At 32.7% G+C, this 17,584-nt stretch carries 14 protein-coding genes and 1 tRNA gene; 5 read left to right on the top strand and 10 right to left on the bottom strand.

From position 1 onward, the window contains the following. Positions 1–51: 51 nt before the first annotated feature. The gene (locus EXD82_RS00345; RefSeq protein WP_142534930.1) at positions 52–804 is read left to right on the top strand and encodes a ComEC/Rec2 family competence protein; all 753 of its coding nucleotides are present in this window, start codon (positions 52–54) and stop codon (positions 802–804) included. On the opposite strand, the gene EXD82_RS00340 is transcribed toward EXD82_RS00345, so the two are convergent. From EXD82_RS00340 to EXD82_RS00325, 4 genes are all read right to left on the bottom strand, one after another. After that, the gene (locus EXD82_RS00340) at positions 801–1,514 is read right to left on the bottom strand and encodes a tRNA threonylcarbamoyladenosine dehydratase (protein ID WP_142534929.1); all 714 of its coding nucleotides are present in this window, start codon (positions 1,512–1,514) and stop codon (positions 801–803) included. The two genes, EXD82_RS00345 and EXD82_RS00340, sit on opposite strands and share 4 nt — an antisense overlap. A gap of 93 nt (positions 1,515–1,607) precedes the next feature. Continuing rightward, positions 1,608–1,704: transfer RNA gene (locus tag EXD82_RS00335), tRNA-Sec, on the bottom strand. Positions 1,705–1,831: 127 nt separating this feature from the next. After that, entirely contained in the window at positions 1,832–2,560 is a 729-nt protein-coding gene (locus tag EXD82_RS00330) for a uracil-DNA glycosylase (protein ID WP_142534928.1), read from the bottom strand. A gap of 11 nt (positions 2,561–2,571) precedes the next feature. Next, on the bottom strand, positions 2,572–2,937 hold the full coding sequence (locus tag EXD82_RS00325; protein ID WP_142534927.1) for a NusG domain II-containing protein: 366 nt from the start codon (positions 2,935–2,937) through the stop codon (positions 2,572–2,574). 219 nt (positions 2,938–3,156) lie between these two features. On the opposite strand from EXD82_RS00325, the gene EXD82_RS00320 reads away from it, so the two are divergent. The 3 genes from EXD82_RS00320 (at position 3,157) to EXD82_RS00310 (ending at position 6,606) form a co-directional block, all read left to right on the top strand. Continuing rightward, positions 3,157–4,359 carry a hypothetical protein gene (locus EXD82_RS00320; RefSeq protein ID WP_142534926.1) on the top strand — a complete coding sequence of 401 codons (1,203 nt, stop codon included), beginning with the start codon at positions 3,157–3,159 and terminating at the stop codon, positions 4,357–4,359. A 46-nt stretch (positions 4,360–4,405) separates the two neighbouring features. Then, entirely contained in the window at positions 4,406–5,413 is a 1,008-nt protein-coding gene (locus EXD82_RS00315; RefSeq protein ID WP_174919115.1) for a YARHG domain-containing protein, read from the top strand. 140 nt (positions 5,414–5,553) lie between these two features. Continuing rightward, positions 5,554–6,606 carry an FAD:protein FMN transferase gene (locus EXD82_RS00310; RefSeq protein WP_142534924.1) on the top strand — a complete coding sequence of 351 codons (1,053 nt, stop codon included), beginning with the start codon at positions 5,554–5,556 and terminating at the stop codon, positions 6,604–6,606. 49 nt (positions 6,607–6,655) lie between these two features. Here the strand turns inward: EXD82_RS00310 and selB are convergent, their stop codons facing one another. From selB to EXD82_RS00290, 4 genes are all read right to left on the bottom strand, one after another. Further along, complete coding sequence (selB, locus tag EXD82_RS00305; RefSeq protein ID WP_142534923.1) at positions 6,656–8,539, bottom strand: selenocysteine-specific translation elongation factor; 1,884 nt, start codon at positions 8,537–8,539, stop codon at positions 6,656–6,658. A 19-nt stretch (positions 8,540–8,558) separates the two neighbouring features. Beyond that, a complete protein-coding gene (selA, locus tag EXD82_RS00300) occupies positions 8,559–9,941 on the bottom strand; it encodes an L-seryl-tRNA(Sec) selenium transferase (RefSeq protein ID WP_213084654.1) in 1,383 nt (460 codons plus the stop codon). 48 nt (positions 9,942–9,989) lie between these two features. Next, a complete protein-coding gene (gene selD / locus EXD82_RS00295; RefSeq protein ID WP_142534921.1) occupies positions 9,990–11,057 on the bottom strand; it encodes a selenide, water dikinase SelD in 1,068 nt (355 codons plus the stop codon). 130 nt (positions 11,058–11,187) lie between these two features. After that, the gene (locus EXD82_RS00290; protein WP_246081974.1) at positions 11,188–11,796 is read right to left on the bottom strand and encodes a helix-hairpin-helix domain-containing protein; all 609 of its coding nucleotides are present in this window, start codon (positions 11,794–11,796) and stop codon (positions 11,188–11,190) included. Between the two features lie 80 nt (positions 11,797–11,876). On the opposite strand from EXD82_RS00290, the gene EXD82_RS00285 reads away from it, so the two are divergent. Beyond that, positions 11,877–13,304, top strand: a complete 1,428-nt coding sequence (locus EXD82_RS00285) for a D-alanyl-D-alanine carboxypeptidase family protein (protein ID WP_142534920.1) — start codon at positions 11,877–11,879, stop codon at positions 13,302–13,304. A gap of 69 nt (positions 13,305–13,373) precedes the next feature. On the opposite strand, the gene argH is transcribed toward EXD82_RS00285, so the two are convergent. Both argH and EXD82_RS00275 read right to left on the bottom strand, forming a co-directional pair. After that, positions 13,374–14,690, bottom strand: a complete 1,317-nt coding sequence (argH, locus tag EXD82_RS00280) for an argininosuccinate lyase (protein ID WP_142534919.1) — start codon at positions 14,688–14,690, stop codon at positions 13,374–13,376. A gap of 178 nt (positions 14,691–14,868) precedes the next feature. After that, on the bottom strand, positions 14,869–17,499 hold the full coding sequence (locus EXD82_RS00275; protein WP_142534918.1) for a calcium-translocating P-type ATPase, PMCA-type: 2,631 nt from the start codon (positions 17,497–17,499) through the stop codon (positions 14,869–14,871). Positions 17,500–17,584: the final 85 nt, after the last annotated feature.

Here is a 17,584-nt window from a genome sequence, read left to right as displayed (position 1 = left end):
TATATTAAATTGTGTTCACTCTAAAAGGTTTGTTGTATTAAGAATGGTGTCGTGATAGATGTGGGACAAGGAGACAGTATTCTTATACATACAGAAGATAATATAAACATTTTGATAGACTGTGGTGATGAGGATGCAGAACATAAGGTTTATTCACATCTCAGAAAAAATGGAATAAGAAAAATTGACATGCTTATTGCAAGTCATACAGATAGTGATCATATTGGAAGTATGGATTATATAATAGATAAAATGGATATAGGACTAATATATATTACCGATGGAGATACTTCAGATGAATCCTATGATAATATACTTGATTCGTGCAGAGAAAAATCACTAAAGATAAAATATCTTCATAAGGGAGATTCTTTTAAAATAAATAATAATACCAAAATGGAAATTTTATCACCGTCATACGTATCTAAAAACAACAACGATAATTCTGCTGTCATTCTTATAAAGTATTTCGATAATAAACTTTTATTTATGGGAGATGCAGAAAAATCGGTTGAATCAAATATTATTTCCTCTGGCTATAATATTTCTGACATAGATTTTTTAAAAGTTGGCCATCATGGAAGTTCATCCTCATCCACAAAAGAATTTATAGATATTTTATCTCCAGAAATTGCAGCTATATCATGCGGCTACAGGAATAGATATGGTCATCCTCATAAAACAGTTATAAAAACTCTAAATGACAACGACTGTTCTGTTTTCAGGACTGATATGAATGGAACTCTTGAATTTTATTTTGAAAAAGATAATATTTATACAAAGAAAAAATACAGGGTTGATTAACCCTGCATTTCATTTATTAAATCCCTTATGACTGCAGATGCTATCACAAGACCTCCAACTGAAGGTACAAAGGATACACTTCCTGCAGTCATTTTATTTCCGTTCATTATTTTTTTCTTTGGTTCTATAGCTTTCTCAGTAGAATATACAACCTTTAGTTTTTTGATTCCTCTCGATTTCAGTTCTCTTCTCATTACTTTTGCAAGCGGACACATACTTGTTTTGTATATGTCTGTTATTTCAATTTTAGTAGGATCAAGTTTATTTCCCATCCCCATAGAGCTTATTATTTTTATTCCTTTTTCCGTACATTTCTCTATAAGATGAATTTTTGAAGACACCATATCTATTGCATCAATCGCATAATCATAATCTTCGCATAATATTTCATCCGAAGTTTCAGCATTGTACAGTTTTGCTACTGCATTTATCTTAAGCTCTGGATTTATATCAAGAAGTCTCTCTTTCATAGCTTCCACTTTTAATTTTCCTACATTTGAATGAAGAGCTATAACCTGTCTGTTTATGTTGGTTATATCTATATCATCAAAATCAACTATTGTTATATTTCCAACACCTGCTCTTGCTATAGCCTCTGCTGCAAATCCACCTACTCCACCTACTCCAAATATTATAACTTTTGAATTTTTAAGTTTTTCAAGTCCTTCATCGCCTATAACAAGTCCAGTTCTCATTCTCCAGTCTTTCATATCATATCTCCTTTTAACTGAATTTTATAATAAAAGATTATAATTTTTCTGTAATAAAAAAGCGGAACCAAAGGTTCCGCATATCTGTCAATCTGGCGGGAGTGCGTGGGAATTGAACCCACCTAAGAGGCTCCTAACCCCTCATACTAGTTTTGAAGACTAGAGGGCACACCAGCACCCATCCACCCCCGTGGTTTGTTTTTTCAACAGTAATAATATATCACATAACCTTACTTTTGACAAGCATTTATTAAAATATTTTTATATTTATTATAGATAAAATCTATAGCTGAAATCTTATTTGTATTTTAAACAGATTAAATATCTATTTTGCTCTGTAAATTCTCTATCTGCCAGTCTATTTCGCTATATCCTTTTTCCTGAAGAAATTCATTTATCATTCTGAAATGATTGCATCCGAAAAATCCCCTTGATGCTGACAACGGACTTGGATGAACTCCTTCTATTATCATATGCTTATCTGAATCTATAAGTTTTACTTTCTTTTTCGCATTGTTTCCCCATAAAACAAATACAACTGATTCTCTTCTTTCTGAAATTGCCTTTATAGCTGCATCTGTAAATTTTTCCCATCCTTTTTTGCTGTGTGAATTTGCCTCATGTGCTCTGACTGTAAGAGATGTATTAAGCATCAAAACTCCCTGTTTCGCCCATTTCACGAGATATCCATTATCTGGTATATAACATCCATATTCAGAATTAAGTTCTTTATATATGTTTTTTAGAGATGGAGGTGTTTTTATTCCAGGCATAACCGAAAATGCAAGTCCATGTGCCTGACCATCTCCATGATATGGATCCTGACCTATAATTACTACTTTTATATCTTCAAATGGAGTTAAATTAAAAGCTTCAAATATTCTCTCTCTTTTTGGGAAAACCTCATAATTATTGTATTCATCTTCAAGAAATAAATTCAGTTTTTTAAAGTATTCTTTTTCAAATTCAGTTGATAAAATTTCCTTCCATGTTCCCGACAACATAGACTCCCAGTATTCTTTTGTCAGTTTATCTTTTAAATCCATACATTTTCCTCCTACTGAACAATTGCATCGTGATCATCAGATGAACTGTCTATTATTTTTATACTTAATTTATTCGGTACACATACTATAGTCTGACTCGGTTTTGAAATATGCCCTGTATTTACACATACCTTATCTGGACAATTTGCCTCCGTAACTTCAACTCCACCATCATGAACCTTTACAATATTATATCCGGAACCATCCTTTATTTTGAATTCTGTTTCTTCATCTATTGAAATTTCCTTGTACAGTTTATTATTTGAATATATCTGTATTACTTTTCCTTCTTTTTCATCAATTTTTCTATTATATACAAAAAACACCGCTGACATTATAAGAAGCAGCGCTATAAGTATAAAATCTCTCTTTTTCAAGATTTCACCCCCATTAATTTAGCTTAATAAATTATATCATCATAATATGTGTTTTTCAATTAAGTACATCCACTAAAAATTAATATGAATACAATAATTTTATATTTTCTAATCTTTTAGCAGAATTTCTGTAATATCATTTGAACATCTTATATTTACATCAACACATAATTCATTATATAATTTTTATATACTATTTTTTTAGAGGAGGTGTTTGGGTTGGAAAAAGCTAATACTCTTTCATCTGAGTACGGATTATCTGAGATACTTGATAATATAAATTCATTTTTTAATATGGACCAGAAATTTTCATTTATGCAGATAATTGATTTTATAGATAAAAGTACTGCTGTAGTCCTTAAATATAATGGATTAGATTGTGATAAGTATACACATAATAGAATATCTACTCTTTATAATATGGGATTTTTTGATAAGTCTGAGCTTAAGATTTTAAATGAGATAAGAAACAAGGAGTTTCATTCTCTTTATAGATCTCTTTCATTCAATAAAAAAGATCTTCGTAGATATCGTAAACTTTGTGAAAATATATTTAATAAAATAATAAACGAATATGAGTCAGATACTCTACCAACTGATAATTATAATAATATTCATGATTCAGAGATAAACAAAGATGAATCTATCTTAGATACAGCTAATGATTTATTATCTGAAAACATATCTATTGAAGAGGAAATTTCTTCTGATACAGATAATAGTTATGATAATATCCCTGATTTTAATTGCAATAATTTTGAAGAAAATAATAATACAGAAGAAAAAACACATACTATTTTTAATGATAATACAATTAAATCAAAAGATACCAGATTATCTTATGGCTTTAGATTGTATAGTCAGTTAAAAAATATTTCTTCTTCATATAAAATTGATAAATTTTCTTCATTTATGCAAATTATAAATTTTATAGATAAATCAACGGGTATTGTATTAGATTATGAAAAAATAAAATCTGATGGATATACATTTGATAAAATTACAGACCTCTACAGAATAGGTTTTATATATACTCCTGAACTTAAAACACTAAATGATATCAGGAATAAAGAATTTAATCTTCTGATTGGTTCATTCGATTTTTCAGAATCAGAATTAAATGAATATTTGGGATTATGCAATAATATCTTAGATAGAATTGTTGAGAGATACGAAAGAGAAGAAATATTCTTTAATAATAACTCAAAATCAGACTTAACTATAGATACTGATAATATAAAAGCAGTTAACCCTGAAAATTCTATGCATGAATATCATAATAATAACAAAATAAGTAATAATGAAAATATCTCTGACACAAATACTGATTCAGATAAAAACTCTAGTGCTCAAAAGCTCAATATTTCTAATAGTATTGATAATAGAAACAGAGTTATAAAAATCAATCCCGAAAAAAACTAGATCCGAAATTATTTCAGAAATAGAATCAATGGAATGTTTTAACAGAATGCACAGAATAAGAGATGAAATAAACTCATTAGATGCAACTAATTCTCAGTATAATAAAAATTCATCAGAAAACCAGTCTTTTTCTAGAAATCATAAATCAGTAAAAAAAACTGAACGATTAAGAAGAAATAAGAGAAATTCAAAGAGAAGAAAACTAAATGATTATTCATCAGAATACGATTTTAATAGTACAGATGATAATGTTTATCCCGATGAAATCACTTCTAAAAATGAAATTTCTTTAGCTGATTCTGATGAAAATAATAAATACAATTCAAACAGCATAAATATCAGTGAATCAGATAATGTCAAAGAATCTTCATCTGCGTCAGATTACAATAGTTCAGAGTCTGATAATAATGAATCTATTCCAGATAAAAATAATACTTCTCAGTCTGATATGCATAACAAGCTCGATGATTTATCTGGTGGTATTTCGTTCGTAGAGGCTTCTGATGTAAGAGCTATGAATAAGAAAAAAAATACAAAGGTTATATTATTTATAGTAGCAGTTGTAATAGTTTTACTATTAGCTTCTATTTTCTGGTTTTTCAATAAGAATAAGAGTGAAAACAATATCTCTTCAGAAAATAATAATTCTCAGGAATTATATATAGAAAATGAAACTTCCGAAAATAATGATGTTGATGAGAAAAAAGAATCTACTACAGATGATGTTCCAGAACTTGCAAAAGTAAAAAATTATAGTGACGAATTTATAGAAAAATATATGATTCCAGATGATGCAATGGTATTCCCTGATAGCAGTGAAAGATACCTTACAAAAGAAGAACTAAGTTCTTTTAATGTTGATGAAATTGCTCTTATCAGAAATGAACTGTTTGCAAAAAATGGAAGAATATATGAAGAAGGTGCATATAAGTCTTATTTTGAAGGTAAGAGCTGGTATAATCCTATATCTCCTGATATAAATATGTACGATTTTAATGAATTTGATAAAGCTAATTTTAAACTTATATTACAAATAGAGGAATCTCTTAAATAGATAATTAATTAAAGGTCGAAATATATTTCTGTTTCGACCTTTTAATTTTTATATATTTATTTTTCATGATATAATATTGGTATTGTTATCTTATAACTATAAAATGTGTTTTTAAAATAGATATATTTTGGGAGGATTTTATGAAAAGAAATAAATATGCAATAGTAGTAGCTGCTATCTTAATTATCGCCGCAGTTATTATATCTATATTCCGACTTAGATCTCCAGAAGCATATTCATCTACAAATTATTTTCTTGGAACTGTAAATACTGTTACAGTATATTCAAACAGTAAATCAGAAGCCGAAAAAATACTTGCCGGTTGTGATGATACTATCCAGGATGTTGATAATATGATGAGTACTAAAATTCCTGGAAGTGATATATATAAAATAAATAAAAATGCCGGGATATCTCCTGTTGAGGTATCAGATGAAACTATGTATGTAATTGAGGAAGCTATAAGATACTCAAAATTGTCAGATGGAGTTTTTGATGTTTCCATCGGTCCTGTTTCTGATCTTTGGGCTATAGGAACACCTGATGCAAAAGTTCCTTCAGAATCCGAGATTTCAGAGAAAGTATCCCTTGTGGATTATTCAAAGATAGAAATAAACAAGGAAAATAACACTGTAATGTTGCCTGAGAAGGGTATGAAACTGGATTTAGGGGCTATTGCAAAAGGATATGCTGCCGACAAAGTTTCCGAATATCTTGATACACAGAATGTAGAAAACGCCATAATAAATCTCGGTGGAAATATATACGCAAAAGGATATAATGAAGATAATAAAGAATATAATATCGGACTAAAAAATCCTATAGAAGGTAATTCAGACTCTTTCGCTGAGGTGAGAGTTTCCAATAAATCTGTTGTTACATCCGGTGTCTATGAAAGATATGTCGAAAAAGACGGAAAGAAATATCATCATATATTAAACCCGTTTACCGGCTATCCATTTGAAAATAATCTTTTAAGTGTTACTATCATATCTGATAAATCGATAAACTGCGATGCTTTATCGACATCTGCATTCGGACTTGGACTTGAAAACGGTAAAAAACTTATTGAAAGTATCGATGGAGTTGATGCGGTATTCGTCACAAAAGATAAGAAAGTCTATACAACTAAAGGATTTGAAGAATATTTTGAAATACTTGATGATTCTTTTACTCTTGAAACATCAAATTAGAAAAAGGGCGGATTTGAGTTATACTAAACCCAATTTCCGCCCATTATTTTTACATAAGAACTCTCTTATTCTCTATTCTTTTTGTTATTCTGTTTCTGTCAAAACTTTCAAGTATTATCATACAGTTCTTTCTACTTGATCCTATAAGGTCTCTATATTCTCCAAGTGTTATTTCACCATGTTCTTTTATATAATCTATAAGCATCTGTTTTGCCTTTTTATATGTATCTGAATCCATTATATATCCATCACCCAGAATTTCAACTGACTCTCCTATCATCGCTTCAAGAACCTCTTTTGTTCTTACATCACCCTCAGTTATTTCATCCATCGTTGGAACAGATTCAAATCCACATTTTTTAAGTTTATTCTGTATTCTCTTTCTTGTTTCCTTTTGCTTATCATTGAATACAACTTCAAAGTCGCTCATAGAAACTATATTTCCTGAAATTTTTATAACTCCCTCAGATTCAAATCTAGAAAGAATTACATCAAATTCCTTTGTCTTGAATTTACTTTCCACTTTTGATTTAAGTTCTTCTTTAAGCATACCTTTTTTAAGTCTATTATGCTTGTGGTAATCTCTAAGAGTTTCCTCTATTTTTTCACCAAGTTTTCTGTAATGTGTTGCATGCATATAAAGATTTAATACAGATACAGCCTTTGATTCTGATTCAAGTTTTTCAAGTGCATTTTTCACATCTTCTTCATGAGCACCGCTGTAACTCATCATATCCTTTACAGTCGGATAATTTTTAGAGTTATTTTTCAGATACTCCTCAAGTATATCGTGAAGTTCTCCTTTTTCCTTTACTTTAAGAGCTTCTATTACATCCTTGTCAGAAATTTTATGCTTTCTAGGAGATGCATCTATTATAACACCTCCACCTATTGTAGTCATAGGTGAATAACTTCTTATTACAAAAGTATCTCCTTTTTTACATACTATACTTTCCTCAAGTCTAAGCTGAACAAATCCACTCTCACCTGGAGCTATTTCCTCTCCTTCAAGTGGAACAGCTCTACAAAGTATTTCTCTTGTACCATGATAAAGTCTTACTCTATCCCAATGTTTAAGAGGTTTCTCGGCATGTTTTATCATTGATATTCTTACATCAAGCATCATAGATTCTTCTAGTGAATCTGCAGCTGCAAGAACATCCCCTCTTTCTATCTCATCTTTTTTTACATTTGAAATATTTATCGCTGTTCTCTGACCTGCATAAGCTGTATTTTCATTTTCTCCGTGAACCTGTATACTTCTTATTTTTGCCTTTATTTTCTCAGGATATATTACAAGGTCGTCATCCACGCTTATTTTTCCTTCTATAAGAGTTCCTGTTACAACAGTACCATGTCCTTTTATTGTAAATACCCTGTCTATATTAAGTCTGGCAGGTGAGTTTTCATTTTTTTCCTCTATCTGCTCGCTCATTTCGTCAAGTTTTTCTATAAGTTCTGGTATTCCTCTTTTTGATACAGAGTCAACTTCAAGTATCTCTGCATTTTCAAGGAATGTTCCTTTTAATCTTTCTTTTATATCCTCTTTTACAAGCTCTCTGAAATCATCATCTACCATATCAGATTTTGTAAGTACAACCATACCATTTTTTATATTTAGGAATGATAATATATCTATATGCTCAACAGTCTGAGGCATTACACCCTCATCAGCTGCAACAACAAGCATAACCATATCAAGGCCTGATGCACCTGCAAGCATGTTTTTTATAAATTTTTCATGTCCTGGAACGTCAACTATTCCTACTCTTTTACCACTTGGAAGATCGAAGAATGTAAATCCAAGATTTATCGAAATCCCTCTTTTCTTTTCCTCGTCAAGTGTGTCTGTTTCTCTTCCTGTAAGAGCTTTTATAAGGGTAGTTTTCCCGTGGTCTATATGACCTGCTGTTCCTACTATTATATGTTTCATTTTTATTCCCCCTTAAAGCCTATAAAAATGCTTTTTCAAGCTCTCTTTTAATTTCAGCAAATTCATCCTCAAATATTGTTCTAACATCAAGAACATATTTATTATCGTATATTCTGGCTATTATATGTGCATCAGAAAGTCTAAGTTTTCTTTCAAGTGCAGCTACATTCATATGATTTGGAGTTATCGCTATTGCCTTTGATTTCATAGTTTCAAGTGGCATAGAACCTCCTCCTACCTGAGACATACAGTCCTCTATATGTACGTCTGCATCCAGATTAAGTTCTTTTATTTCTTCATACAGCTTCTCAGCTTTTTTCTCAAGCTCATCCATCTGCATTGTTATCATTTTAAGTGTAGGTATATTTTCTACCGCAGTATTTTCATCAAGATACATTCTAAGAGTTGCTTCAAGTGCACATATTGTAAGTTTATCAACTCTCAGAGCTCTTGTAAGCTGATTTTTCTTCATCTGAGAGATGTATTTTTTCTTTCCTACGATTATTCCAGCCTGTGCTCCACCAAGCATTTTATCACCGCTGAATGTTACTATATCCGCTCCCCGGTTTATTGAGTCAAGAACTGTAGGTTCATAATCAAGACCATATTTTGAAAGATCTATAAATACACCACTTCCAAGATCTTCTATCACAGGAAGATCATGTTTTTTACCAAGTTCCACAAGTTCTGATACACCTATGCTCTCAGTAAATCCAAGTATCCTATAGTTACTTGTATGAACCTTCATAAGAACTTTTGTATTTTCTGTTATTGCATTTTCGTAGTCTTTTAGATGAGTCTTGTTTGTCGCACCTATCTCAACAAGGTCAGCTCCACTTAAAGCCATTATACTAGGTATTCTGAAAGATCCTCCTACCTCAACAAGTTCTCCTCTAGATACTATTGCTTCTCCACCTTTTGCCATTGTGCTCAGTACAAGCATTACAGCAGCTGCATTGTTATTTACTACAAGTACATCTTCTGCTCCTGTAAGTCTTTTTATAGTCTCTGTAAGGTGAACATATCTTGAACCTCTTTCACCTTTTTCAATGTCGTATTCAAGATTTGAATATCTTGAAGCAGCTGTCCAAAGTTCATCTTTTATTTTTTCACTTATAAGTGATCTTCCAAGATTTGTATGAAGTACTGTTCCTGTACCGTTTATCACTTTTTTTAGTGAAAGAGCATATTTTCTCTTTACTGATTCTATAGAATCATTTACAACCATCTCCATAGTAAGAGAAAATCTCTCTGCCTCTTTTTCGTCTTTTATATCAACAATTTTCTTTCTGTTTACGTCTATTACTTCTCTTATTCCTTCAAGAACAAGGCTTCTTGGATAATCATTTAAAAGTTTTTCTATTTTCTCCTGACCAAGAACTTCATCTACCGATGGAAGCATAGCAAATAACTCTCTTTTATTCAAACTAACCACTCTTTCCTGTTTTATTTATATGACATGTACAAATTTTCCATTTTCATATTTTTCTTTTACAGAACCTATTATCTCTGCTGTTATTGCCCCGTTCTTAAGCATATCTTTTACCATTTCCTCAGCCTGATCTGCTCTTACAGATACTAAAAGACCTCCTGAAGTCTGTGGATCATAAAGACAGTCTGAAACAGCTTCTCTTACAGATTCATCTATCATTACATCGTCCTGTATATATCCCATATTGCTGTAAGCTCCTGAAGGGATTATTCCCATTTCCGCCATTTCAACAGCACCTTCAAGTATAGGAACATCGTCTGCCTTTATTTCTATAGTAACATCAGATGCCTTTGCCATCTCCATTACATGTCCTAAAAGACCGAATCCTGTAATATCTGTTATTGAATGAACTTCAAAGTTTTTAACACTCATAGCAGCATATTTATTAAGATGAACCATTACCTCGATAACTTTATCAGCTATTTTCTTTGAAACCATATCCTCTTTCATAGCAGTATTAAGTATACCTGTACCTACAGGTTTTGTAAGTATAAGAAGATCACCTGGTTTTGCTGTAGAGTTTGCCTGAACCATATCAGGATGTACAATACCTGATACAGAAAGTCCGTATTTAGGCTCTTTGTCATCAACTGTATGTCCACCTACAAGTAAAGCACCACTTTCCGCAACCTTGCTGAATCCACCTTTAAGTATTTCTGCAAGAACCTGCATATCGTGACATGAAGGGAAGCACACTATATTCATCGCAACTATAGGTTCTCCACCCATTGCATATATATCAGAAAGCGAGTTTGCAGCTGCTATCTGACCAAATGTATATGGATCGTCAACCATAGGTGTAAAGAAATCCAGTGTCTGTATAAGCGCCTTTTCATCGTCCATTTTATATATCGCCGCATCATCTGCAGTATCTATTCCAACAAGTAAATTAGAAACCTTTTCATTATCATTTTTAGGAAGCTGTCCAAGAACTGATGCCAGAACTTCTGGCCCTATCTTGGCGGCTCATCCTCCGGCTGTTGTCATTTCTGTCAGCCTTTTATATTCTTTTTTCTTTTCAGCCATATCTGACTACCTCCTATTTATGTATTTCAAATTATTTTTTCAATAATAGGTTTTCCTTTTATGGAAATTTTCTCTCTGTAAAAGTTGTCATACATATTTATATTAACATATTTGAGGAGGTTTATGTATATTATATTGTTACACTATCTTTCATATCTTCAAATTTTTTATCACCGATTCCATTTACATTTTTAAGTTCTTCAACACTTTTAAATCCGCCACTTTCTTCTCTATATGAAATAATCTTCTGAGCTGTAGATTCCCCTACTCCAGGAAGCTTGTCAAGTTCTTCAGCAGTGGCTGTATTTATATTTATTTTGCCGTCACTGCCTTTTGAATTTGATGCGGAAACCTGATTATTACCTGATGGTGCCACATTTTCTCCTATTTTAGGTATTATATAGTGTTTTCCGTCAGCAAGTTTTTCAGCAAGATTTACAGCATTCATATCCGCTCCATCAACTGTTCCCCCAACCATTTCTATAGCATCAGCAAGTCTGTCCTCAGATGTCATAGTAAGTACTCCCGGATTTTTTACAGCACCACTTATATATACTACAACTTCATTTATATCTGATACCTTATCTGTTTCCTGAGTCTCTTCAATTATCTGAGTACTTTCATCGATACTGTACTTTTCCTCTGAAAAATAGTTTCTATAAACTGCCATAATTGTAATTACCGCTATAATTACAGTAAATATTAAAGTTTTCTTTTTTTTATTCAGATTTTTATCCATTTTATCTCCCCCTTACCTTTCTATTATTGACATATTTATGATATACTAAAATATAAAATAAAATAATTATGGAGGTCGCGATGAAAAAGATATTTTCATTGCTTCTTGCCGCTATTATTTCCGTTTCATCAGTATTATATACGCGGTTTCCGTCTTATGCTGCCAGCAGACCTTCACTTGTAGCGAAATATGCAGTTTTATTGGATTACGAGACAGGTAAGGTTCTTTATCAGAAAAACGGAAACGTAAAAATGTATCCTGCTTCTACTACAAAGGCATGGACTGCATATCTTGTTATAAAACATGTAAAAAATCTGGATGAGACTGTAACTATAGGTGATCTACCTTATATAGAGCCTACAAGTATGTTTCTTCAGAAAGGTGAAAGCTTTACTGTAAGAGAGCTTCTTCTTGCGCTTATGCTTCATTCATGCAATGACGTCGCTTATGTCCTTGCAGAGTATGTAAGCGGATCAATTGAAGAGTTTGCCAAACTTATGAACGAGGAAGCAGAGGCTATCGGATGTACAAATACACACTTTAATAACCCTAATGGTCTTCCTGATACAAACCATTACTCTACTGCTAAAGATATGGCTCTTATAGCAAGACAGGCTATGACAGATAGCACATTCAGAGAAATTGTATCAACAGAAAGTGTTACATTTGAACCGACAGCTCAATATCCCCAGAAAAGAGTATATACAAACTCGAATCAGTTTCTTACTTCGAACGGATATATGACTTATCGCGGGAAAAAGGTACCTATAAAATACGATATAGTAGATGGTATAAAAACAGGATTTACAAATGCCGCCGGAAAATGCCTTCTTTCAACTGCCATCAAAGATAAACAGAGAGTTATTGCAGCAGTATTCAATTCGACAAATGAAGGTATTTATCCTGATTCAAGAGCTATAATTGATTATGGATTTGAGAACTACGATTCATATACAATTGTTGATAAAGATGAATTTGTTGAAAGCAAGAGAAAGCTTTTTACTAAGCAAAAGGAACTTGTTTATCAACCAGAACAGAATTATACTGTTTTAGTTTCAGAAGGAGCTCCTCTTGACGGTGAATATACCGCAGAAAAAGAACTTGATAATATAGATTTACCTGTAAAAAAAGGTGATGTAGTCGGTAAAATGTCCGTTTATAAAGACGGGAAACTTATAAAAAAAATAAATCTTGTTGCTAATAATGATCTAGATAGTATTTTCTCTTTCTTTACAGAAAGCAGCCTATTTAAGATATTATCCGCAATATTAAAAACTGTAATAGCTATCATTGCTATATTAATAATTCTTCTTATCTTGAGAAAGTTTTATATAAGAAAAAAACGTAGAAACAGAAGAAAAAGTTCTGAAAGAGAGTCTAGAAAAATTCATGGTAAATCTCAGACTCCTATATCAAAAGAAAAAAGAAAGAAAACGAAAAAGAGTATAAAAAGAGATACAGGAAAAGTAGTGGTAAAACGAAAAAGCAAAAACAACAAAACTGACTAATTAAAAAGTCCATCTATCACATAATAGATGGACTTTTTTTATTTATTATCATAATCCTGATATTATTTTCTATCTAAGATTTTTCTTTATTCCTTTGTCAAGTATGTTCTCATAATCTATAAACTCATATATACTCTCATCAAATACATCTGAGAATCCTGAAAGTTCTTCAAGAGACAGTTCTTCTATCGCCTTGTCGTTGTCCTCACAGTAGATTACTATATTTCCTACTATTCCATGAGCATCTCTGAAGGCAACTCCTTTTTTGACAAGATAGTCTGCAACTTCTGTAGCATTCAGGAATCCGCCTTTTACAGCTTTTTTCATATTGTCATCTCTTACCTTAAGAGTTTCTATCATTCCAGACATTATTCTTATACACATTGATATTGTCTCTGCACTGTCGAAAAATCCCTCTTTGTCTTCCTGCATATCTTTGTTGTATGCAAGAGGTATTCCCTTCATAACTGTAAACAGACCAAAAAGATTTCCATATACTCTTCCTGTTTTCCCTCTTATAAGTTCTGCTCCATCAGGATTTTTCTTCTGAGGCATTATTGAACTTCCTGTAGAATAAAGATCGTCTATTTCGACAAATCTGAATTCCTGAGAACTCCATAAAACAAGTTCTTCACTTAATCTGCTTAAATGCATCATTATTATTGAAAAATCTCCCATAAGTTCAAGAAGATAATCTCTGTCACTTACTCCATCCATAAAGTTGTCTACTGGCTTTTTGAATCCCAGTTTTTCAGATGTTATATCTCTGTCTATGCTGTGAGTAGTCCCGGCAAGTGCTCCACATCCAAGAGGACATTCATCAAGTATTTCTATCGCATTTTTTATTCTTTTTTCATCTCTGTCAAACATATTGTAATAAGCCATCAGATGGTGTTTAAATGTTACAACCTGAGCTCTCTGAAGATGAGTATATCCAGGCATTATACATGGATTTTCTTCCGCCTTTTTCTTTATTGTAGATTTCAGTTCACTTAGAAGTTCTGCTGTTTCAAATGCTTTTTCTTTTGCATAAAGTCTCATATCAACAGCTACCTGGTCGTTTCTGCTTCTTGCTGTATGAAGTTTTTTACCTGTATCACCTATTCTTTTTATAAGGTTTGCCTCTGTAAATGTATGTATATCTTCATAATCGCCTTCAAGAGGAAGTTTTCCATTTTCTATATCTTCAAGGATTCCTAAAAGTCCATCTTCAATTGCCTTACCTTCTTCTTCTGTCAAAAGTCCGCACTTCACCTGCATAAATACATGTGCCAGACTTCCTTCTATATCTTTTTTATATAATATTTTATCGTATCCAAAAGACTGATTGAATTCCTCCATCAGACTATTTTCAGCTTTTCTGAATCTGCCGCCCCATAATTTCATAGTGTACCTCCTATTTTTGGTTTTATTTTTTAACTTTGATTTTCGAATCTGGTTTCCGTTATAAATTATATTATGCCACATTTTTCTGAATAATTCCACATATCTTTACTATTTATATAAACTAAAAAGAACCACTGTATATACAGTGGTCCTTCAGTATTTTTTATTTATATGTTAATTAGATATTTTTTGATCTGAACATTTTTGATATTTCCATTATAAGTGTAGATACAAGTGCCAGACCTATACATATAGAAAGCTCTGTTGTTCCAAACATAGCAGGTATAGAGAATATTTCTCTCACACCTGGTATAAGAACTATTGAGTAAAGCATAAAGCATATACATATTGCAATCAGTGCAAATCTATTGCTGAAGAATCCTACACTTATTGCTGTAGAATAGTTTGAACGGCTTGCTATAGTCTGAAGTGTTCTTGAGAATATAAGAGTTGTAAATGCCATTGCAACTCCAAACTCAGGAGATACCTGCATTCCAAGATACTGAGCCGCTATAGTCACTATACCTATAACTATACCTCTGAAAAGAACTGTCTGCATTGTTCCTCCACCAAGTATACCTTCATCTGCAGGTCTTGGAGGTCTTTTCATAACACCTTTTTCAGAAGGCTCAAATCCAAGTGCTATAGCTGGAAGTGAGTCGTTCACAAGGTTTATAAACAGTAGCTGAAGCGCTGTAAATGGATTTGACCATCCTGCAAATACCGCAAAAAGTATTGCTATTATCGCACCAAGATTACCTGCAAATAGATATGTTATAGATTTCTTTATATTGCTGTATACTGTTCTACCTTCTTCTACAGCATTTACTATACTTGCAAAGTTGTCGTCCACAAGAACCATGTCACTTGAATCCTTTGCAACGTCAGTACCACTACCCATACCTATACCTATGTCAGCCTGTTTAAGTGCAGGAGCGTCGTTTACACCGTCTCCTGTCATGGCTGATACGCATCCTTTTCTCTGCCATGCTCTTACTATTCTTATTTTATTTTCAGGAGAAACCCTCGCGTATACACTTATTCTTTCAAGTTTTTCGTCAAGTTCTTCATCTGATATCGCATCAAGTTCCTTACCTGTAAATGCAAGATCTCCATCTTCCATTATACCTATTTCAAGGGCTATTGCAGCTGCTGTAGTCTTGTGGTCTCCGGTTATCATTACTGTTTTTATACCGGCTTCTTTGGCTTCTTTTACCGCATCTATAACCTCTGGTCTAGGTGGGTCTATCATAGCAAACAGACCTATAAGTGTAAGATTATTTTCATCCTCTATTTCAGGTTCAAATCCATCGTCCACATTCTTATATGCAAATGCAAGCACTCTAAGAGCTCTTTTTGAGAATCCCTCGTTTGCTTCTCTGAATTTCTGTTTTAATTCTTCAGTAAATTCCACTTCTTCACCGTCTACTATAACTTTATCTGCTCTTGAGAATATTATATCCGGCGCACCTTTTGTGAACATAAGAGTTCCATCAGATGTTTTATTTACTGTAGTCATAAGTTTTCTGTCTGAATCAAATGGAATTTCAGCAGTTCTTTCATTTTTGTTTCTTATATCTTCATAACTTACATTATTTGCCATAGCATAGTTTATAAATGCTGTCTCTGTAGGATCACCTATTTCCTGTCCTTCAGCACCTATAGATGAGTCATTACATAGAACTGAACATAGTGTCATAAGTTTTGCATGTCTGTTTTCCATAGAGTTTTCAGACTTGAATATACTATTATCAGTACCAACCATAAATGAATCGACAACTGTCATCTTGTTCTGTGTAAGAGTTCCTGTCTTGTCAGTACATATAACCCTTGCTGAACCAAGAGTTTCAACTGCAGGAAGTTTTCTTATTATGGCCTGTTTTTTAGCCATATTATTTGTACCTACTGCAAGCACTATTGTAAGTATTGATGAAAGTGCTTCCGGTATAGCTGCAACTGCTATTGCAACTGCAAACATAAATGAACTTAAAACAACCTCTCCCATATCAGAAGTTCCCATCATAAATGCTTTACCTACCTGTATTGCAAATATTGCAAGTGCAAGAAGAGTTATACCAACGCCAAGTTTCTTACTGAATACTTCAATTCCCTGCTGAAGTGGAGTAAGTTTTGTTTCCGCTCCCTCAAGAAGTCCTGCTATTTTACCCATTTCTGTGTTCATACCAGTTCCAGTAACAACCATTGTACCTCTTCCGTATACAACAAGTGAGCCACTGAATACCATATTTTTCTGATCTCCAAGAGCTGCATCTTCGTTTATAACATCTGTATGTTTAAGTACAGGTTCTGACTCCCCTGTAAGCATACCCTCAACAGATTTAAGAGTCTGTGCTTCTATAAGTCTACCATCTGCAGGTACATAATCACCGGCTTCAAGTAAAACTATATCTCCTGGTACAAGTTCTGCTGCAGGTACAGTTACTTTTCCACCATCTCTTATTACCTTTGCACTAGGAGCAGAAAGTGCCTTCAGACTTTCAAGCGAACTTTCCGCTTTTTTCGTCTGTACCACTCCAAGTATAGAGTTAAGTATTATTACCGCAAATATTATCAGAGACTCCATAGTCTCTCCAAGTACAATCTGTACAAGTGCCGCAATAAGAAGTATTATTACTAGTGGATCTTTGAAACTATCAAGGAAAAGCTTCCATGTTGGAACCTTATCTTTTTCCTGAAGTTCATTTCTTCCGTATTTTTCAAGTAGCCCGGCGGCTTTTTCTGACGAGATACCGTTTATATCGGTATTCAGTTCTTTCAGAGTTTCCTCTACATTCTTTTGAAAGTACATTCTTATCCCTCCTAATTTACTTTCTTATAGTTAGATTCTTATATTCCAAAAATAAATACAAATACAAAAAAGCTCTGATATAAGA

Origin of the sequence: Peptacetobacter hominis, assembly GCF_006861675.1 — a bacterium.
GTDB classification, from domain to species: domain Bacteria; phylum Bacillota; class Clostridia; order Peptostreptococcales; family Peptostreptococcaceae; genus Peptacetobacter; species Peptacetobacter hominis.
The sequence above is the reverse complement of the archived record's forward strand: the minus strand, read 5'-3'. Positions and strand labels throughout refer to the sequence as shown.